The sequence below is a fragment of the Nostoc sp. DedQUE08 genome (genome assembly GCF_034530895.1).
Classification (GTDB): domain Bacteria; phylum Cyanobacteriota; class Cyanobacteriia; order Cyanobacteriales; family Nostocaceae; genus Nostoc.
This window is the reverse complement of record NZ_JAVRCD010000053.1, coordinates 37,801-58,923: the sequence shown is the minus strand read 5'-3', so window position 1 is coordinate 58,923 and position 21,123 is coordinate 37,801. Positions and strand designations below refer to the sequence as shown.

General features: G+C 40.1%; 15 protein-coding genes, 1 tRNA gene and 1 pseudogene. 13 read left to right on the top strand and 4 right to left on the bottom strand.

Translation table 11 applies throughout. From position 1 onward, the window contains the following. Positions 1–874: 874 nt before the first annotated feature. The 6 genes and pseudogenes from rsmA to RMY64_RS27915 all read left to right on the top strand — a co-directional run bounded on the left by rsmA (position 875) and on the right by RMY64_RS27915 (position 4,420). A complete protein-coding gene (gene rsmA / locus RMY64_RS27935) occupies positions 875–1,699 on the top strand; it encodes a 16S rRNA (adenine(1518)-N(6)/adenine(1519)-N(6))-dimethyltransferase RsmA (RefSeq protein ID WP_322674530.1) in 825 nt (274 codons plus the stop codon). A gap of 67 nt (positions 1,700–1,766) precedes the next feature. After that, positions 1,767–2,720, top strand: coding sequence for a 4-(cytidine 5'-diphospho)-2-C-methyl-D-erythritol kinase (ispE, locus tag RMY64_RS27930; RefSeq protein ID WP_322674529.1), 954 nt, complete (start codon positions 1,767–1,769; stop codon positions 2,718–2,720). 163 nt (positions 2,721–2,883) lie between these two features. Further along, positions 2,884–3,213 (top strand): DUF3082 domain-containing protein, encoded by a 330-nt coding sequence (locus RMY64_RS27925; protein ID WP_322674528.1) that lies wholly within the window; start codon positions 2,884–2,886, stop codon positions 3,211–3,213. Between the two features lie 43 nt (positions 3,214–3,256). Continuing rightward, positions 3,257–3,347: pseudogene (locus tag RMY64_RS36930) on the top strand (indole-3-glycerol-phosphate synthase TrpC); the annotation flags it as partial. A 194-nt stretch (positions 3,348–3,541) separates the two neighbouring features. Continuing rightward, complete coding sequence (locus RMY64_RS27920) at positions 3,542–4,177, top strand: sporulation/spore germination protein (protein WP_322674527.1); 636 nt, start codon at positions 3,542–3,544, stop codon at positions 4,175–4,177. Positions 4,178–4,348: 171 nt separating this feature from the next. After that, positions 4,349–4,420: transfer RNA gene (locus RMY64_RS27915), tRNA-Gly, on the top strand. A 510-nt stretch (positions 4,421–4,930) separates the two neighbouring features. On the opposite strand, the gene RMY64_RS36925 is transcribed toward RMY64_RS27915, so the two are convergent. Then, positions 4,931–5,110: a hypothetical protein gene (locus RMY64_RS36925; RefSeq protein ID WP_416212164.1), complete on the bottom strand. Its 180-nt coding sequence runs from the start codon at positions 5,108–5,110 to the stop codon at positions 4,931–4,933. 637 nt (positions 5,111–5,747) lie between these two features. Then, complete coding sequence (cas12k, locus tag RMY64_RS27910; RefSeq protein ID WP_322701705.1) at positions 5,748–7,655, bottom strand: type V CRISPR-associated protein Cas12k; 1,908 nt, start codon at positions 7,653–7,655, stop codon at positions 5,748–5,750. A gap of 162 nt (positions 7,656–7,817) precedes the next feature. Here cas12k and RMY64_RS27905 point away from each other — a divergent pair, with 162 nt between their 5' ends. The 5 genes from RMY64_RS27905 (at position 7,818) to RMY64_RS27885 (ending at position 18,957) form a co-directional block, all read left to right on the top strand. Then, positions 7,818–7,979 carry a hypothetical protein gene (locus RMY64_RS27905; protein ID WP_322674525.1) on the top strand — a complete coding sequence of 54 codons (162 nt, stop codon included), beginning with the start codon at positions 7,818–7,820 and terminating at the stop codon, positions 7,977–7,979. A 455-nt stretch (positions 7,980–8,434) separates the two neighbouring features. Next, entirely contained in the window at positions 8,435–9,001 is a 567-nt protein-coding gene (locus RMY64_RS27900; RefSeq protein ID WP_322701704.1) for a hypothetical protein, read from the top strand. A gap of 57 nt (positions 9,002–9,058) precedes the next feature. After that, the gene (locus tag RMY64_RS27895) at positions 9,059–12,658 is read left to right on the top strand and encodes an Eco57I restriction-modification methylase domain-containing protein (protein ID WP_322701703.1); all 3,600 of its coding nucleotides are present in this window, start codon (positions 9,059–9,061) and stop codon (positions 12,656–12,658) included. Between the two features lie 89 nt (positions 12,659–12,747). Next, positions 12,748–13,521 (top strand): Rpn family recombination-promoting nuclease/putative transposase, encoded by a 774-nt coding sequence (locus RMY64_RS27890; protein ID WP_322701702.1) that lies wholly within the window; start codon positions 12,748–12,750, stop codon positions 13,519–13,521. 99 nt (positions 13,522–13,620) lie between these two features. Then, positions 13,621–18,957 (top strand): DEAD/DEAH box helicase, encoded by a 5,337-nt coding sequence (locus RMY64_RS27885; protein ID WP_322701701.1) that lies wholly within the window; start codon positions 13,621–13,623, stop codon positions 18,955–18,957. Positions 18,958–19,164: 207 nt separating this feature from the next. Here RMY64_RS27885 and RMY64_RS27880 read toward each other — a convergent pair whose 3' ends face one another. Continuing rightward, positions 19,165–19,680, bottom strand: coding sequence for a MerR family transcriptional regulator (locus RMY64_RS27880; protein ID WP_322674520.1), 516 nt, complete (start codon positions 19,678–19,680; stop codon positions 19,165–19,167). Between the two features lie 126 nt (positions 19,681–19,806). Between RMY64_RS27880 and RMY64_RS27875 the strand changes: the two genes are divergently transcribed. Then, positions 19,807–19,980, top strand: a complete 174-nt coding sequence (locus RMY64_RS27875; RefSeq protein WP_322701700.1) for a hypothetical protein — start codon at positions 19,807–19,809, stop codon at positions 19,978–19,980. Positions 19,981–20,267: 287 nt separating this feature from the next. On the opposite strand, the gene RMY64_RS27870 is transcribed toward RMY64_RS27875, so the two are convergent. Next, a complete protein-coding gene (locus RMY64_RS27870; RefSeq protein ID WP_190895668.1) occupies positions 20,268–20,528 on the bottom strand; it encodes a helix-turn-helix domain-containing protein in 261 nt (86 codons plus the stop codon). 221 nt (positions 20,529–20,749) lie between these two features. On the opposite strand from RMY64_RS27870, the gene RMY64_RS27865 reads away from it, so the two are divergent. Continuing rightward, the gene (locus tag RMY64_RS27865) at positions 20,750–21,052 is read left to right on the top strand and encodes a hypothetical protein (protein ID WP_099100424.1); all 303 of its coding nucleotides are present in this window, start codon (positions 20,750–20,752) and stop codon (positions 21,050–21,052) included. The last annotated feature ends 71 nt before the right edge of the window (positions 21,053–21,123 follow it).

Here is a 21,123-nt window from a genome sequence, read left to right as displayed (position 1 = left end):
GTGTTAAGCATACCGCCAGCGTTCATCCTGAGCCAGGATCAAACTCTCCGTTTTGTTGTGTTTCGAGTTTGCGGCTCCGAAAAAAATATTTCCCGGAATCCTGTTATTAATTTTGACTATCCTTTTGGATTTACCAAAAGCAAAATCTTTTGACGAGGATTGGTTTTTTCTTAAGCTTTCAAAGTATTATGTTTTACAGGTTCAGCGGTGGTTTTGGCGTCTTTCGCCTTTCCACTTAACTAGAGTAACTAGTCATCCCCTAGTTTGTCAAGGGTAAATTTATTTTTTTTTCTAAAATGGCAAATCGCTTGCCTGGACTTGCTTTCAGGTTAATAGGTTAAGCAACAGGAGGGAGGCGAGAACGAAGTGGCTAAACCTGAGTGTGTGAATAATGCACGTTGCTTGTCTCTAAATCTAAATGGGATCTGATGTAAATTAAGTAATTAATGATTATTCAAAAAGGCAGGAGGTAGTCTTGCTAAGAGCTGATTCGTAAAGAAAATCTTAAGGGTACTCAACCCATTACTAGGTCTGAATTTCAGCGAATAAATGCTGTATTGATTTAAATTACTGAAACCCTTATTAGACAAGTACTTTACTTGAGTTTACAAATTAGCTCTAAAGGTATGTATCTTGAATCCAAATGCTCGAATTAATTATATTAAGAGCATAGTTGTTGGGAAGGTTGCGGTTTAAGACTCCCATCCTACAGGTGACGCTTATATGGACATTTACGCGATCGCCATCACTACGATCGCAAAGCGTTTGGAGGAGAAGATAGGCGTTACAGTAAATCTAGTGCTGTATAGGGACTTCAAAATTTATAATGAATTTTTGATAAACAGCTAAAAATTAGACTAGGCAATAAATACAGATGATCCGACCGCGTAAGGTCTTTGCTCAACATTGGCTCAAAAGTGAAAAGGCGCTCGACGCAATTATTAAAGCAGCTGAGTGTACACAAAGCGATCGCGTCCTAGAAATTGGGCCTGGCACTGGCATTCTAACTCGTCAGTTATTGCCCTTAGTAGAATCTATGATTGCAGTTGAAATAGACCGCGATTTATGTCAACTGTTATCAAAGCAACTCGGTAAGACTAAAAATTTCCTATTGCTGCAAGGCGATTTTCTCACCCTAGATTTACCATCTAATCTACTAGCCTTTCCTAATTTCCAAAAGCCAAATAAGGTAGTAGCCAATATTCCTTACAACATTACAGGGCCAATCATTGAGAAACTACTGGGTACGATCGCTAACCCCAACCCCGAACCATTTGACTCAATAGTGTTACTGGTACAAAAAGAAGTCGCAGAAAGATTGTATGCTAAAGCAGGATCAAAAGCTTTTGGGGCGTTGAGTGTGCGGGTACAATATTTGGCTGAGTGTGAGTTGATCTGCACAGTCCCAGCCGCCGCATTCCATCCACCGCCAAAAGTCGATTCAGCAGTGGTGCGATTGCGTCCCCGAAAAATAGAAATACCAGCGCTTAATCCCCGACAATTAGAGAATTTCTTAAAATTGGGGTTTGGTGCCAAGCGCAAAATGTTACGAAATAATTTGCAATCAGTTATAGAACGCGATCGCCTGAGCCACTTACTGGAACAATTAAAAATAAATCCCCAAGCTAGAGCCGAAGACCTCAGCGTTCAGCAATGGGTAATTTTAGCAAATGAACTGGGAGTAGAAAGTAGGGAGTAGGGAACAAGGCAGATTTTTCCCATTCGTCCTTCTTCATTCCCCATTCCCCATTCCCCACTTCTAGAAAATGCGTTCCTACAGCCTAATTGCCCCTGCTAAAATCAACTTGTATTTGGAAATCATTGGCGATCGCCCCGATGGTTATCACGAGTTAGCCATGATACTTCAAAGTATCGGACTTGCAGACAAAATTGATGTGCGTTCTCTCAGCACTGACAGCATTCGTGTTCACTGCAACCACCCACAAGTACCGACAGATAAAAGTAATCTGGCATACCGAGCAGCAGAATTAATGGTAAGGCAATTTCCCGAAGCCTTTGCTAAATATGGGGGTGTGGAGATTACCGTTAATAAGCAGATTCCTGTAGCTGCTGGGTTGGCTGGAGGTTCGACAAATGCAGCAGCTGTGTTGGTGGGGATAGATTTATTATGGAAGTTGGGGCTAACTCAGTCAGAATTAGAAGAGTTGGCAAGTACACTTGGTTCAGATGTACCTTTTTGTGTAGCGGGTGGAACTGCGATCGCAACAGGTAGGGGTGAGCAACTTTCTCCCCTGCCGAGTTTAGATAACATATATATAGTATTGGGGAAATACCGCAGTCTGGAAGTTTCCACACCTTGGGCATACAAAACTTATCGACAGCAGTTTGGTCATTCTTATATTAGAGATAGCAAAAATTTGGAAGCGCGTGCTAATGCAGTTCATTCAGGGGCTATAGTAAAAGCTATTCTGGATAGAGATGCCAGAAAAATTGCCCAAAAACTGCACAATGATTTAGAGCGTGTCGTATTGCCAGCCTATCCGCAAGTCTTGCAGTTGCGAGAAATGTTTGCAAATCAAGAAGGTGTTTTAGGAACAATGATGTCTGGTTCTGGGCCAACAGTTTTTACTCTTGTTGAGTCTCAGCAGCAGGCAGAACAAGTCAAACTGCAAGCTAGGGAAGCAATTCTTGATGAAGACTTAGAATTGTTTGTGACTCGGACAATTACACATGGTATTCAGGTGGCATCTTCAATTTAAATAAATCTTTATTGTTAATGAAGTATGGGCAATAAGCTGATGAATGAGCTTTTAAGTTGCATAGTTCAAATCATCAAAAAAACGCAAAGATGCAATTTAAATGACAAACAATAATTATTCCTAATGCTCCAATCCAAAATCTAACATCTAAAATCTAAATATTATGAATGACCAAAATCTAACGCCGCAAACAAATGCTAAAGAACAGGTGACAGCTAGTCCGTTACGCTGTTTTACTGGGGCGGCGATTTCTGGAGGGATGGCATTTGCAGCCTATTCGCTGATGATTGCGATCGCGACAAATTTTGCTAGTAAACCGATCCATTCAATCAATCCATTGGTGGTAAAGATTTCTTCTGCTGTTCGTACTCTGGTAGTTGGTGTAGTTGCTTTAGGTAGCGGGATTTTTGCTATAGTGGCAATTGGTTTGTTGGCTTTGGGAGTACAATTATTAGTGCAGCAATTGACGAAGCAAAAAAGTAGTGAAAACTAGTAATTTACTTTTAATCAGTAATCTAAAAGCACAAGTTTTTCTAATATTTTGCAAGGAGTTGATTTTACTCTTGCCAAATTTATTTAGCACAAGCAGCAGGTGCAGATGCAGTGCTACTGGTTCCAGTAATTCTCTAGTTTATTGTATCCCTAATGTTATCAGACATAGATCCTTGAATAGCAAATGTTGTAATTTTAGTGAATAGTATAAAATTTGACTTTAAAAGATTTTTGGTTGACACTTTACAGACTGGCTCAATATTCACGAATTTATGCGGAATTAATACCAACGACACTGAAATAAATAACATTATTTATAAGCAAAATTTATGAACACAATCAAGAGATATTTTTTACCCCCTATTTTTGTGACAATGGTTGTGAGCCTTGGTAGTTGTAGTTCTAACCCTACCGCAGGTAATATTGACAGCGCAACTTCATACCCTACTACAGTACCAGCACCGACGAATAGCCTACCTTCTCAGTCTCCCAGCCAAATTCCTAGCGTAGCTCAGTTGAGAGAAAAGTTTCCTAATCAAGAATCTTCTAAGGAAAATACGCCTTCTTCACCAAAGGAAAATACGCCTTCCTCACCAACTTCTAAGGTTGCCACTAGCAAAACTACTAACGTAACACTATACACAAGTGATACCCAATGTCAAAAGCTAATTCCAGAAAAGATTTCAGTACCAGCCGAGGAACCAGTGACAAATGTCGTAAGTAAAATCTTAGAAAAACGAGATACAAGCGACTTTAGCTTGTCTGGGTATCGTGTCAACATCAAAAATGGCATTGCTACAGTTGATTTACGAATATCTCCTGAGTCAAAGCGGCAAATAACTTCTCTTTCTAGTTGTGAACAGTTTGCTCTGTTTGGCAGTCTCCGCAAAACCTTAACGAGTAATACTCAATGGAATATAAAAGAAGTTCGCTTCACGGAGCGAGGCGAGGACATTGTTCTTTAGTTAAATATTGTAATAAGTGCCGTCATCAGCTAGCTAAAAAAATTTTCTAATCTGAACAGCTACAGGACTCATGCATCAGTAGTTGTCAAAATAGTGGATTTTCTAGCCAATTGAAAACAGCTGTAAATAGTGGTATGCTTAATTTTAAGCATAAGTTTATGTTAGCAATTTGCGGGTGTAATTCAGTGGTAGAATGTCATCTTCCCATGGTGAACGTCGTGGGTTCGAGTCCCATCGCCCGCTCTAGAATCTGTAACTGTACATTCGCACATTATATGTCGTAATTCGCAAATTAATGTCGTTTTTCGCAAATTAATGTCGTTCGGGCTATTTTTTAGAGTCAATTTAATTATGCTAGTTTTTCGCAAATTAATGTCGTATTAGATTGTGGTCTAATTGGCACACTAGCTTCTATATTAAACTTACTCACCAATATTCTGCTAAAACAAGTTTCAATGGGTAAATTTTCTTACTCCGTTCTCAGGACGACCCTTACCCATTAAACATAATTATGATGAAGCAACTAATCAGTGAAATTAACTAGTAGCATATTGTCTTTACAAGAAAATACTCATTTATTTCAACCTTTTATTAGCCAGTATAGATTTTGACACTTTAGATGATTTCCAGAATAAAAATTACTACTCAACATCATTCCATCGTAGAGGAGAACGGCTGTTGGCTCTTCTAATCGGTAAATTCTTTCTTGTAAATCACCTTAGTATTGGGAAGATGACATTCCTTTCAACCCTCTTAGGCAACTTTTAGACGAGATGGTTCTTGAGCATCAATAGCTAGTACTAATTGGAACAGACGCAAATACTTTAAACCCACCCCTAGCCAGGATGGTTGTCGAAACTTCAGTCTCGCGCCGACGCCTGTGCATCGGAATCCTTTCAACCCACCCCTAGCCGGGATGGTTGTTGAAACCACCTGCCTATCTCCCTGAACCTCGTCCCTTCATGTCTTTCAACCCACCCCTAGCCGGGATGGTTGTTGAAACTTCGGGGTCTTCAGGGTCTGGAGCAATTTTGAACTTAGACTTTCAACCCACCCCTAGCCGGGATGGTTGTTGAAACTCTACCCGTCTAGAACCCTTGCTATAAAAGCTTTCCATACACATAATTTGGCAGGTCTGCTTAAAATGTCTCGAATTGCAAATTAAAAAACTAAATGCATTGACATACTAGTTTCTTAAATCAAGACTGGATAAGGGTTTTAAAGTTTTGGCGGGACTCCAGGGATTTTGCCCCCGCTTTGACACGCCAAAAAAATATTTGGAGGGTTCCCCTGACGAAGGGGGTGATTCAGTAGCCACCACTGTGGTAATCCACACCGTTATGAATAACGACTATGGCTAAAAGCCTTACTCCTTATTGCTGGGAGCGCACCTATCCTGTCTTGCGACAGCAGCATCAGAAGCGGGCAGCTACCAGGGTCAGAAAGCATGACGATCTGACAACCGCCAAACTAACCCAGATTTTTCACAGTACATTGGCTCAAAAGAGCATGAACTGCGGCGCTGTTATAAAAATATTATATTTTCTAGGTTCGGATTAGTGAATTAAATTTAAGCAGCTTGACGTTCTTGGTAAGCAAAGACGGCTAAATTTCCCGCCTTTTCTTGTGGACTACCTTTAATTGGCTGTGTACCAATTTCAGTAGAAATTCCGACTTTTGCAGCTTGGGATTTAATACTCTCAATTAATCGACCGTAACTCCAGCGATGAATGCTTATACGATATTCTTTGGCATATTTTTGTTGAGCTTCCTTGTAACCAGGGCATTTCTTTTCTGCTCTGGATTGGATTTCGCTACTGATTTGCTCACGCATATCGCGGAGTTTTGGGATAACTATGCTATCTGCTTGATAGGTTTTGGCGATCGCAATAATTGCATCTGCTAATAATCTATCTATATATTGCCCTAACTCTGATTCACCAAAGGAGGTTGGCGCATTCTGTTTCTGAGCTTTGTGCCGTTCGTGAGATAGGCGTTGCTGTTGTTGTCGCTGACGATTGAGAAGATTGTAGTTTTCACCAAGTAGTTGTTTGACGCTGCGATAAGCTAGAACTTCATTTTTAACAACATCTACCACCGCTACTGTGACTGGCTTTTTTAGACCAAAACTAACGCCAACTAGGATTGAAGGTTGACCTTGATAATTAGGCTTGCTGGGACGAGGGAAAGGGTTGTTAATTCGATCTAGCGTTGATTGCTGACGAGTGATAGAAGCTTGTTGTTTATCGTTGAGGTCATCTTTCTGTTTTGTCTTCGTTAAACTTTTGGTAATTTTTGTGACTTTCTCCTCAATTACTTGTTGAGTCCCTTCAGTAGTCAACAACCGAGTATCTAAAGCACAATAAAGATTCAATTGATTTACTTTCCAGGCTTCACCTTTTTCTTCTCTTGGCAACCAAGCAAGCCTTCCTGAACGCAGAGTGAACACACTGCTTGAGTGTTGCTTTTTACTACTGCGTTTAATTTCTTGATCCTCTAGGAAACGTTGGAAGTAGTGCAAATGACGTTTGTCGCAGTAAATCTCAAAGGTCAGTTTTCTCAAACCCTTGCCATTGAACCGAACAAAAAGACGATTTTTATCATTCTTTAACCATGTCATATCTTCGTTAGATTCGTAAGCCACAGGAAAGGGGACATCAGCAGTTTTTCTTAAAAGTGCTGCTTGCCAAGCTTTTGCCTCTTTTTCATTTTGAGCTACATTAGCTGTAACAATTTCTAAAGTTTCTAACCACTCTTCTCCTGTCAAATCTCTACCTTTCGGTATGCGGCTTTGAAGTTGGTTTTTTAATCGCTCAATTTCTATTTCCTTTTTGCGTCTATTTCTAGTAAATTCTTCCGGGTCTTCGTTGAGTTCACTGATTTTACACTGATTTTTGAGCAGATATGCGAGAGCGCAACGAGTCAGAGGGTCTTGTGTTTCTCCGTAAGTGTTTAAGAGAATTTGGAAAAGTGAAGATTTTTTGGACTTTGTAGATTTTTTAGTCTTTTTGCCCTTGCTCTGGTTGCTATTCTGTTCGGACTGGGGGGTAAATTTGGTAAGAATTTCCGTGGCTTTAGTACGAATTACGTTTAAGCTACATTGACTTTCTTGTTCGAGTTCAAGATCGCTTTTGAGCATTTTCAGCCAACGCTCTTTCCCTTCTATTTGGTACTTTCTGCGTTTTTGTAACGCGAACCAGGATTTATATACATAATCCACTAAAGCGATCGCTGAGGTGTAAAAGCGTCCAGGTTGATCAGCAAAACGCTCTTGAGTTTCGAGGGAGTTAACAAGTGTTTTAAGTAATTTAGTAGGTATTTTGCCTTCTTCTAGCCAGGTTTCAAATCCTGGGTGCTTTCCTACCTGTAGCAACAATTCATTGATAAGTGGTGTATTTTTTTCAGCCATAAGTTCCCACAGTTGACGGAGAGTGTCTTCTTCCGCAACCAAGCGACATTGAATTGTAATAACGCTCATGGTGTCCTCAGCTTTGTGGATTGGGTAACACTGACAGGATTGTTAATTGTTTTTTTACTTCTAATATTATAGCGCAATGCCGCAATAGCGCAATTCCGCAAATGTTTTTTTACTGAGAGGCTGTGCAAAAATGAAAGCCGCAAGCTTTGGCTTCAAATTAGGATGGCAGAAGAAACTAGAGAAGTTCGGGGTAGACTCCCTAAAGACTTAAAAATCGCTTTTGAAATTGCCTGTGCGCGTCTGGAATTGACCCAGACTGCGGCTTTGGAGGAGGCGATTAGAGATTGGTTAAAAAAGAAAGAGTCCGCTACTTATGAAAAGTAGCAGGATTGTGGAAAGCGATCGCCTTTTACTCGTGTAAACTCTAACTAAGAACTTAGCTGTAATTGTTGAACAGCAGAGGCGATGTTTACGACGGCTACGCCTACGTATTCTTTTTTCTTAGAGCGATCGCTTTTTAAAATGCGACGTGTTGTTTCAGCACAAGCGTAAATTGAATTTGCTCACAAGAAACCCAGCAATTAAAATTTGGTTTTTGGAAAATTACCTTGGATACAACACCTCTTGCTTTACCGTAATGCTGCTGAGGTAGTTTGTCTCAAATTGCATTATCAAAGATATGTACTGAACTTTATATATTAATCGTAATTTTACGAAGTAACTTAGTTACCGATTAAACATTACAAATAATATCTATTGGCACTTTAGAGAGGGCAGGTAGTAAGAAATCAATCCTTACTGCCTATCCTTTGCTGCCTACTCTTAAATACAGAGAAACGATGACGGAAACGTTAAACCCTGCACCAGAAGGGGTGGAATATGTAGGACGGAATCACCCTTTGGTAGAAGGTTTAGCGCGTCACATTATTGAAGATGCACTCTCAAATAATCAAGAACCTGTAGCAGCACGGTGCGGTTTTACTACGACGGATACTGTCACCAAGCGCACGACTTTGCTGTTATTGCGGCTACGGCATTTGTTAAACAGTCCCAAACACCAAAGTTTGCTGGCGGAAGAGTGTGCAGTAGTTGGATTTACAGGCCCTCCATCAAATCCCATCTGGCTGATACCAGAGGATGCAAAATCTCTGCTGGAACAAGCTAACCCTGTGGGTGATGCGCCTCTAGGCATCAAACAAGCGGAAATTGAAGAGTTACTCAGCAAAATTACAGAGATTGAGTCTGATTTAGAACTATTTGCTAGAGAGCGATCGCATTCTCTTTCCCAATCCCATCGGCGAGTCAGATCCATCACCCAAGAAGGACAGATTCAGGTTAAACCCCAGCTACCAATGGATATTCTAGGGGTTTATATTCTCCAGCCTGGAAAAATTCGTAATTCGTAATTCGTAATTCGTAATTCGTAATTTTTTAGACAATTTTTAATATTAGGTGCGTGACAGATGAGTGTAGCAAGGATTACTTTAGCAGGCGTTCAGATTGAAGGGAATTTGCTAGCAGCCGATATTACTGCCGAATTGCTGGCAGGTAATATCAAAGGGCAAGCACCAGAGGATTTTGGTTTTACGAAAACTGACAAGCTAGCAGATGAAATTGCGATCGCTTGGGGTGATGCTAAAGCTTATTGGGTTGCATTTCAACGGCAATTAGACAGGTTAGATGCAGATGATACCGCTACCAGCGTTACCCGCGAACTGTGGGTAGTTCCCTTGCTACGAAGTCTCGGATATAACCCTGTTTACACTGCAAAAGCCGAAGTCGTGGAGGGACAAACCTATGCGATTTCTCATCGTGCGGAATTAGGCGAAAACAAGCCACCAATCCACATTATTGGTTGTCGCATCAAGGTAGATCATCGTCCTCCCAGTGGCACACCCAGGTTATCAGCACACGCACTGGTGCAGGAGTATCTTAACAAGACGGAACATTTGTGGGCGATCGCAACTAACGGTTTTCGCTGGCGGTTACTGCGCGACTCTTCCTTGATGACTCGTCTTACCTACGTTGAATTTGACTTAGAACAGATTCTCAACGGTGAGAACTTTGCCGAATTTGGGCTATTTTATCGGTTGTTTCACCGTTCACGCTTGCCTGAAGGTATGGACGATGCCGATAAGTGCTTGCTGGAATATTACCACCAAGAAGCACTGCAACAGGGTGGACGGGTACGCGACAGACTCCGAGATGGGGTAGAAAAAGCACTAATACAGCTAGGCACTGGTTTTCTACAACATCCCAGTAATGAAAACTTGCGGCAGAAGCTTGCTGCTGGTACAGAATTAACAGATATCGGATATTATCGCCAACTGTTGCGGCTGATTTATCGTCTGCTGTTTTTGATGGTGGCAGAGTCTCGCAATTTATTAATTGGTGAAGATGTCGAGAAAGCACGAATCTACCGAGAATATTACAGCATTGAGCGACTGCGAGAGTTAGCCGAGCGTCCCCATTGGCGGCGGGAAGGCTTTCAAGATTTATGGCAGGGTTTGCGGGTTACATTCTTGCTGTTTGATGAAAATTGGCGGGGAAAATATTTAGGATTATCACCATTAAATGGCGATTTATTTGGTTCGTATACTCTACCAGCTTTAGATGATTGTGCTATTGATAATCACGATTTGCTAGTAGCGATTCGGGAGTTATCATTATATCAAAATAAGGGGCAATTACGACGGGTAAATTATGCTGCCTTGGATGTGGAAGAATTGGGTAGTGTATATGAAAGTCTCCTTGATTTTCACCCAGAAATTTCTCCTAAAAATTACGAATTCAAATTAGTATTTGGTAGTGAAAGGAAAACTACTGGCTCTTACTATACGCCACCGCAGCTAGTAGGACAACTGATAAAAACAGCTTTAGAACCTGTAATCGAAGAAAAACTTCGTAGTACAAAAGAAAAGCTTCGGAATGCAGAAAGCAATTACGAATTAGAAAAAGCACTTCTCGACCTCAAAATTGTAGACCCCGCCTGTGGTTCCGGTCATTTTCTCTTAGCCGCAGCACGTCGGGTAGGAAAGGAATTAGCTAAAATTCGCACTGGGGAAGCTGAACCAGGTAGTGAACCTTTAAAGTTAGCGATTCGAGATGTTATTCAAAATTGCATTTATGGGGTGGATTTAAACCCCTTAGCTGTTGATTTGTGCAAAGTAGCCTTATGGATTGAAGGCTTTTCTCGCGGCTTCCCTCTTAACTTTTTAGACCACAGAATTAAGTGTGGTAATTCCCTTGTGGGTGTGATGGATTTGAGTTGTTTGAATGAAGGAATCCCTGATGAAGCGTTTAAGCCAGTAACAGGTGATGATAAAAAACTATCTACACAGCTTAAGAAACGGAACAAAAACGAACGAGATAAAGCAGGACAACTATCAATTGGTGAGAAGTTAGAAACTGATAGCGTAGATTATGCGGAAATGTGGCGACAGTTGGGGGTAATTCCTGAAACCACACCACAACAAGTTAAAGATAAGCAAAAGCAATATAAAGAGAATCTGCAAGAACCTAGTTGGTGGTTGAAATATTCTGCTTGCAACTTATGGACAGCAGCATTTTTTATGTCATTAACTGAACATCATTTACAGTTACTACCGACAACTGAAGCATTAAACCGTTTAAAGCGTGAAAAAGTAGAAAAAAATCGTAAATCAGAGGATAATTACGAATTACGAATTACGAACTACGAATTAAATAAGGTTGTAGATGCGGCGAATAAATTATCTGAAGAAAAACACTTTTTTCACTGGTGCTTAGAGTTTCCTGAAGTGTTTGAACAAGGTGGATTTAATTGTGTATTGGGTAATCCGCCTTGGGAACGGATTAAGTTACAAGAGAAAGAATTTTTTACTTCTAAAAGTGCGGAAATTGCTAACGCTGTAAATAAAGCAGCGCGGGAGAAGTTAATTAAGGAATTACCCAATAAAAATCCTGAGTTAGCACAAGCATTTGAAGATGCGAAACATGATGCTGAGGCACAAGGTAAATTTATTCGGGAGTCGGGTAGATTTCCTTTAACTGCGGTGGGAGATATCAATACTTATGCTATTTTTGCTGAGACTACGAGAAAGTTGATTTCTTCTGATGGAAGAGTTGGGGTAATTGTTCCTACCGGAATTGCAACTGATGACACTTGTAAAATGTTTTTTGGAGATTTGACGCAGAAACAAGCTTTAGCAAGTCTGTATGATTTTGAAAATCGAGAAGCTTTATTTACTGCGGTACATCGTAGTTATAAATTTTCACTACTGGCTATGAGTGGTAAACCAATCAAACAGAGTAAGTTTGCCTTTTTTATAACTCAACCAAAACAATTAGATAATCAATCTCGTCTATTTCAGCTTTCACCTCAAGATATTGCTTTAATTAATCCTAATACACTAACTTGTCCGATTTTTAGAACTAGTCAAGATGCTGAACTTACCAAGAAAATTTATCAGCGTTTTCCTGTTTTGGAGAATGAAACCCAGTCTAAAAATACATGGAATACTTTTTATATGAGACTAGTTGATTTAGGAGATCATTCAGAAAATATAAGATTCCCCTGGCAAGAAAAGGAAGAAAATTGTGATATTCCCCTCTATGAAGCCAAACTGATATGGTTATATGACCATAGATTTGCAACTTTTGAAGGACTTCCACAATTAGATTTAATCGATGGTAAAGCAAAAGCAGTAAATGATAAAGATAAATCAAATCAAGATTTTAAACTAGTTCACAGATACCATTTGCAACGCAGTTTCGCAGAAAGCTTATTTGATAAATATTCCGAATATACACATAAATGGTTATTAGTTTGGCGAGATATAACTGGCGCTACAAATGAAAGAACTTGTGTTACTACAATTATTCCTAAATTTTTAGCCTCACGCAGTTTACCTGCATTAGGATTTACTTCTCGCTCCAATCCATGTTTATTAATTGCTAACTTAAACAGTTTACTTATTGACTATATAACACGTCAAAAAATAGGTGGAAATCATTTAACTTATACAATTTTAAAACAACTGCCCGTTCTTCCCCAGCGAAACATTTCGCGTGTTGAAGAATAATGAAATCAAGCAATTTGGCGAATATCGCACCCAAAGATTAGTCCTAGAGGCATGGGATAGAATGTTTAAGTAATTAGTAATTAGTAATTATGAAAACAGATGCAATTTTTTACGAACTAATTAGAGAACTACCACAATTATTTTTTGAATTAATTGGCAAGCCTGACACCAATCCTAATGTTTATGAATTTACTGCACTAGAAATTAAACAAAAAAGCTTCCGATTAGATGGTTTATTTTCCACGATTGCAGGTTTTGAGAATGAGCCATTATATTTTGTAGAACTCCAAACATACAAAGATGAAGAATTCTACGAACGACTTTTTGGTGAAATTTTCCTTTACTTCCGTCAATATAAACCAGCAAACTACGAATGGTATGCAATTGTTATTTACGACAGACGTATTAATGAAACTCTACCCCACCCACGTTATCAGTTTTTGATAGAACATCATGTGCGTCGTATTTACCTTAACGAGCTTAACAGCGAAACAGATGACTCTATAGGGATAGGAATTACAAAATTATTTGTAGAAACTCCAAGAAAAACTCCGGCTATTGCCAAAAAACTTATAAACCAAGCAAGAGAAGAGTTAACTGATGAAAACTTACGTCTGAAAGTGTTAGCATTTATCCAAACCGTTGTTGTTTACAAATTTCCAGATATGACCCTGGAGGAAATAGAAACCATGCTTAACTTAGGTGAAGATATAGAAAAAACTGCTTTTTATCAAAGTATCCTGAAAAAAACTAAGTTACAAGTTGTACCAGCATTACTGAAGAGAGGACTAAGCATTCAGGAAATTGCTGAATCATTAGAGATAGATGTAGAAGAAGTAAGAAAAATTGCAGAAGAACAATAAGTATTTTGTTATTTTCCGTCTCTATAACGGGAAATATAGTAGAGAGGGTGCGTTAACGAACTAACGCACCCTCTCTACTAAAATCTAGAATCAAACTTTATGAAAATTATTATAAAACTACAGGAATTATTACAGCAGCCTGAAAATGCAATTTTACCTATTAGCAATTTATTAAGTCAAAAATTAGCATTCCTAGATTGTACAGGAGTAATAGCTGTTACACCAGAACAATTAACTTTGCTATTTACAAGTATTCCTCAAAATTGGGATATACAAGAAATTGCAGAAATCTTTGAATTTTCTACTATTACTCAAACCTTTAATCACCAACTTCGAGAATGGATTGACCAACGCTTCGGTCGAACAAATCCTCAAGTACCAGCAAAGACTAATTCATCTTCTTCTACCAATTCTCAATTCCTTGATATATTTAATTTTCGCAACGAAGTAATTGGCGACTACCGCCGCTATATTGAAAGCTTCCTTAAAATCCGCGACGAAAAAGTAAAAGCATTTGTCGATAACGAGTTAGAAAAAGGTCAACTCTGGACTGACCCTTTAGTGCAACTTAACCCTAAATATCGTCCAGGCGCATCAGTCACTACATTAGTACAGCAACGTGTTCTCCATCCCGACTGTACACGCTACTTTTCACAAGATGGTAAACCTTTTACCTTCCACTACCACCAAAAAGAAGCCTTTGAAACAGCACAACGTCAAGAACCCTACGTTGTCACTACAGGAACCGGTTCCGGTAAAAGCCTAACTTATGTTGTACCCATCATTGATGATTTGCTACACCATCCTGAAATCAAAGGAGTTAGGGCTATTTTGGTTTATCCCATGAATGCCCTAATTAATTCTCAAGAAGAAGAATTAAGAAAATTTCTCAAACAAGTACCTAACACCCATATTTGCGTTGAAAAGTACACTGGGCAAGAAAAACTAGAGAAGAAAACCGAAATTCAAAATAACCCGCCCCAAATTTTGCTCACAAATTACGTGATGCTAGAGTTAATGCTGTCTCGCACTCACGAAGATAAATTAGTAGCATCCCCCGATTTAAAATTTCTCATACTAGATGAACTGCATACTTACAGAGGACGGCAAGGTGCAGATGTCGCCATCTTAATTCGCAAACTTCGGCAACGCTGCGGCCAGAAACTTCTGTGTATTGGCACTAGCGCCACCATGTCTTCCGAAGGTTCCCGCCAGCAACGCCGTCAGGTAGTCGCAGATGTTGCTAGTAAATTATTCGGCGTAGAAATTCAACCCAGCAACGTCATCGATGAAACTTTAGAACGTTCTATCAAAAGTGCTGCACCCACCACCGAAAAATTGCGGGAAAGCATTACCCAAGGTTTACCTCCAAAGTCCGAACAAACCTTAGACGCTTTTAAACAGCATTCCCTTAGCCACTGGGTAGAGATGAACTTTGGTTTAGAAGACAAACAAGGACATCTCGTCCGCCGCACACCCATTACCCTAGAAACAGGTGCAAATCAACTCGCAAATGAAACCCAACTCAACGAGGAAACTTGCTTAAATATCCTCAAACAGATATTTCTTTGGGGAAGCAAAACTAAGGGGTTGGCATTCCGCCTGCATCAGTTTATTTCCCAAGGGGGTAGCGTTTACGCCACCATTGAAAATCGAGACAAACGACTTCTCACCCTGGAAGGCCAGTACACAACCACCGAAAACCGCCTGCTTTATCCCCTCGTCTTTTGTCGGGAATGCGGACAGGATTATTATGTAGTACGCTACGATTCTGAAAAAGATATTGTACTGCCCCAATTACCCACAGCCTTAGATAGTCTTGACAATGAAGATATCAAGGAAGGCTATCTAACCCTTGATGAACCCGGACTTTGGGATAAAGAAGACGAAGAGAGACTTCCTGACTCATGGTTTAAAGAAACTAAAAGGCAAGGGCGTATTCCCGAAAAGAAATATGCACCTTTTATTCCCCACAAACTGCAAGTTTTACCCAACGGTAAAGTCATAAATTCTGTATTACAGGGAACTACCTGTTGGTTTATTCCTAAACCCTTTCTTACCTGTCTCCACTGCGGTGTATTGTACGACCAAAAGAAAAACGAATTTACCAAACTCTCTCGCCTAAGTAGTGAAGGACGCAGTACCGCAACAACTCTACTTTGTCTTTCTACCGTCAGTCGCCTCAAGCAAGTTTTCACTGGCGAGAAAGCCAAAGCCGCAAAAATCCTCAGCTTTACTGATAACCGTCAGGATGCTTCATTACAGGCAGGACATTTCAATGATTTTGTCCAAACCAGTTTCTTACGGGCAGCTTTGAATAGTGCTATTCAAGAAAATGAAAAGTTAACTCACAAAGCACTTGCGGCGGAAGTTGTCAAACAGATGGGTTTATCTCAAGCAGATTATGCAATCGAAGCCGCAGAATTTGGCTTTGGTAAACGCAAGAATGAAGAAGCTTTTAGCAATTTAATTGAATATCGGCTATACGAAGATTTGCGTCGCGGTTGGCGAATTGTCCAGCCAAATCTAGAACAATGCGGTCTATTAACTATAGAATATGCCGAACTATTAGCGACTTGTGAAAATACTCAACTCTGGCAAAAATACCGCCATCCAATTTTACTGCAAGCCTCACCGTCACAAAGATATTTTGTTGTTAAAACCTTCCTCGACCACCTCAGAAAAAAATTGGTAATTGATGCGAAAATTTTACAACGAGAGGGTACAGAACAACTGAAAAAAGAAGTATCCCAAGCACTAAAAGACCCTTGGACAATTGATAATTTTGAATATTTACACGAAGCTAGTTGGGCAAGCCTCAGCCCCACGGAGAAAAAAGGAAAATCACGGCGAAATACAATTAGACTGACATTTCGTGGTGAAATCGGGCGCTTTCTGCGTTCTAATCGGGCATGGAATTGGTTGCAAAAACCTTTATCAGAGTCAGATTATAACCAATTAATTAATGCTTTGGTAAATGCTCTAGCAGATGCAGGTTACTTATACAAGAAGGAAGAAGAAGTCCAACTAAAAATTAATTCAATGGTCTGGGTAGCCTCAAAATTAACTGAAATTCCCCCCGACCCTTTAACCTCGCGTCGCTTGCAGGGTAGCGACAGAAATACTTCTGTCAACCAATTTTTTCAAGACTTCTACCAAACTAACGCTCATCAAATTAAAGCACTAGAAGGGCGAGAACATACCGGACAGGTAAAAAACGAAAACCGCCAGAAACGAGAAGACGCATTCCGTCATGGCAAATTAGCAACTTTATTTTGCTCCCCGACAATGGAATTGGGGATAGACATTTCCGACCTCAGCGTTGTCCATCTGCGGAATGTTCCCCCCAGTCCAGCCAACTACGCCCAACGCAGTGGTCGCGCTGGCAGAAGTGGACAGGAAGCTTTAGTAATTACTTATGCCTCCATTGGTAGCGGTCACGACCAATATTTCTTTAAACGTCAAAGTCAAATGGTTGCTGGTGTCGTCGCCCCGCCCAAATTAGAACTAGCAAACCAGGATTTAATTAAATCTCATGTGTATTCAATTTGGCTAGCACACACTGGCTTATACCTGGAAAATTCCATGAACCAAATTCTGGAGTTAGATTCGCCGGACTGTCCGCTAAAAGAAGATGTGACTCAGAAAATCAAGATGAGTCAGGAAAAATTAGCCAAATGTTTAGCAGCTACAAAACTGATTTTATCTGATACTTTCTGCCAAAACGATCTGAACAAAACTTCTTGGTATTCGGAAAATTGGTTACATTTTACCCTAGAAAATGCAGATAATGCCTTTGATCAAGCTTGCGATCGCTGGCGTAGACTATACAAAGATGCAGTTGAACAATTAGACAAAGCCCGCGACAGCACAAGTCGTTATACCAGAGGCTATGCAACCCAAGAAGAACGAGATATCGCTAAAGCCCAAGAAAAAGAAGCACTGCGACAAATTGACCTGCTAGTAGGACAAGTCCAAGGCAAAAGCAATAATCAGTTTGAATTTTACCCCTATCGTTACTTTGCTGCCGAGGGATTTTTACCTGGGTTTAACTTCCCCCGCTTACCAGTCCGGGCATTTATTCCCACAGAAGAAAGTGGCGAATTTATTTCCCGCCTCCGCAGCGTAGCTTTGAGAGAATTTGCTCCTGGTAATGTTATTTACTACGAGGGTAGTAAATTTATGGTGGCTAAAACCAAAATCCCTGTTGGCGGTGCTGACTATCAACGGGTAAATGTCTGCTTTAAATGCGGTTATTTTCATGAAGGGGCAACCAGTCACCGCGATACCTGTGAGAACTGCGGGGCAAAACTTGTCGATAGTAACAATAATAAGGCTTTACTTACACGCTTATTATCAATGAAAACTGCGATCGCTTGGAGACGAGAACGCATTACCTGTGATGAAGAAGAACGCCTGAAATACGGTTACAACATCACCACCCATTTCCGTTACGACCAGCAAAAACGCCAATCAGCAACAGTACAGACTGCCGATGGTACAGAATTATTACGTTTAACCTATGGCGCTACGGCAGACATCTGGCATATTAATCGCGGATTGAATAAGAAAAAAAGCGAGGAACGAGGATTTAAACTCGATATCAAAACTGGTATTTGGGGCGATGCCAAAAACGACTCAGCAAAAGATAGCATTCACGGCGACGTTAACTTAATGGTGAACAACACCTGCAATATTCTGGTTGTTGAACCATTAGGTGTACCCACAGACGAAAGAGAAGCTTTTATTGCCACCCTCCAATATGTCTTGGAAACTGCCATCCAAGCAGTGTACAAGTTAGAAGCCGACGAACTCGACTCCGAACGCCTGGGAGACGGAAAATATTTGCTGTTCTGGGAGGCTACGGAAGGCGGTGCAGGTGTTCTTTCTCAACTATTAGAAAAACCTAATGCTTTTCAAAAAATAGCCGATGCAGCTTTAGATATCTGCCATTTCAAAGAACCTAAAGATACCTGTATCCAAGCTTGCTATGAATGCTTACTTTCTTACCGCAACCAGTTCGACCATGCTTTGATAAATCGTCATCTTATCAAACCCTTACTTGACGAACTGCAAAACAGTACAGTGCAGGTAGAAGGAATATGCCGTGATGAACAGTATCAACAACTCCTGCAACAAACAGACCCCAATTCCGAATTTGAACGCATAGTTCTAGATGAAATTTATCACCGGGGATATAAATTACCCGATACTGCACAAAAATTGATTCCAGAGTCAAACTGTAAGCCAGATTTTCTTTATAAAGAAGATTGCATTGCTGTTTTCTGCGACGGTTCAGTTCATGACAGCCCTGAAAAACGCAAGCAAGACCAAATTGAACGGGATAATCTCAAATACAACACCAATTACCATATCCTTGTCTTACGACATGATGAAGATTGGCAAACATATCTAGCCATCTTGGAGAGTTTGTAATCGAATTTAAGTGGCTAAAGTAAACTGAAATTCAAACTCTTCCATCACTTTAGTCAAAGAAAAATCTCAGCCAGCTTTTAAACAACACGCAGAAACTGGGTTTGGAGCTTTATTTTCTAACATTATGCTTAGAATCATCTGTTTTACCTGAAAGTCTTGTATACCAATAATTATTGTTTTTTCTCTGGAGAGAGTGATGTAAGAGGATTATGCCGCCTTGCTAGGCTCTGTTTTAGCCCTGCGCTTAAAATCTTCAATGTCAATTACTTTGGATTGTTTAGCTATGTCCCAAATCTCATCAACAATATCTCGTAAAGCTGGGACAACTAGCAGTGTATACTGACCAATTCCTTTACCACGTCGATCTCCTACCTTAAGCACTGAAATTCTTTCGGCAAAATCTGACCAATCATGATCTATCCAAAAAACCTCTTCGTTAATCGCTACTATCCGCTTATCTCTCAAGCTTTTATTGATTTGATACTCTTCAAAGAAATCTAAAATCTTCCGAATAACTTGAAGCGAAGTAGTTTCTCTGAGATTTCGTATTGCTCTAATGTCTAAAACCTGTTGCCAGCTGTAGTAAACTTCAGGCTTTTTCTTACCGTTCCATTCCCGTGTAGGTTTGATCAGCTCTGAACGCTCAAGATACTGCAACTGATTGGAAGTTGCCCCAGTCAGTTCCATTGTCTCTCGTCTAGTAAACTGTCCAATTACACTCATATTTAAATAAAACGTATTCAAAAACGCAAAAATAAATACATCTGCTAGTATAGTTTTTAGTGCATGAGCCAAGCGCCACTTAGCCCATGCTGGTTGTTTTTTCCTTTTTTACAAGGAGGTTTTCCTATGCAATATCATCCAGGTCAACTAGCTCAGGTTAGTGGTCAATATGCAGTTATTGACACACTGGAAAGAAACACAGGATATGAAGTTACGGTTGTTAGGGGAGAACCCTTTCCACCAACTTCTGCTCCTGGTTACACTTTTGTACTGGTTGACGCGACGAAACATAGAAGATAACTCTATCTTACCTTTGCTGGTTTTTTAAGTAAAAGTAAAATACATCTTCAAACAGGGACGGAATATTAAGTATTCCGTTCCTATTTTTGTTAGAAGCAATATGAATACAGAGACAAATTTAAATGAAAGGCTAAAGCAGTTGATTTTAAGAAGATTTATGACGCTTTGCCATCTTTTGAAAAAGTAAAAAGCAATGTGGACATTCTCCTTGCTCTCAATCTGCGAGAACTAAGAAGAGTGCCTCATAGTTAGTGCATTTTGTCACACCCAACTGGTGGCGATCGCACTTACGCCACATCAACAATAGAAACAACTTTATCATCACCACCATCCGGGGCATATTCCAAAAGCTCACCAGGCTGACAATTCAACGCCCTGCAAATCCCGTTTAAGCGTTCTGGTGTTAATCGCGGCATCTCGTCAACCTTGCGAAGTCTATAAACCGAATTTTCTGTTATCCCTAGCACCTCTGCCAAGTCCTTGTTTCTAACCCGCTTTCGCGCCATCACTTCATTTAATTTCCAACGAATCACTTTATCCAAAGGCATATCACTACATCCTCAGTTTAGTAGCTGCTAGACGTAGATTTCTCTACTTATCAGTATCTATGCTTAAAAGTAGATTTATAACATTCTAAATTTTATTAATCTACACTTGACGTAAATCTACGTGTCACGTAGATTAGGTTATAGAAAAAACAAAAGCGATCGCCACTCCGGGAAGAGACTGCGATCGCCTTTTGTGCAACCCCATTGATGAGGTCATTCACATGATTACACAAGAAGTATTTGATAACCAAAGTTTGGCACAATCCGAGTTTGAGGAATACGTTGAGGAGTTAGCTGATGCAGTAGCACCAGAAATTGAAATCGACTCAGTGCCAGATGATCTTGGAGAAATGTACCGAGTTTGGTATGGTTCTCAGCTTCTCGGAACTTTTTATCAAAATTTTGAGGGCAAATGGGTAGCACAACCCTGTAATAGAGATGAAAGACCTTGTTGTAACACTCCTGAGTTAGCACAGATTTTCATCGTCGCTGTCAATGGTTTGCTAGTAGCAGATGTAGCCTAATAAGTTTCATGCATTAATTTTCCATTACCTGGAGACGTGAACTTAATCACGTCTTTTTCTTATTTAGAGTT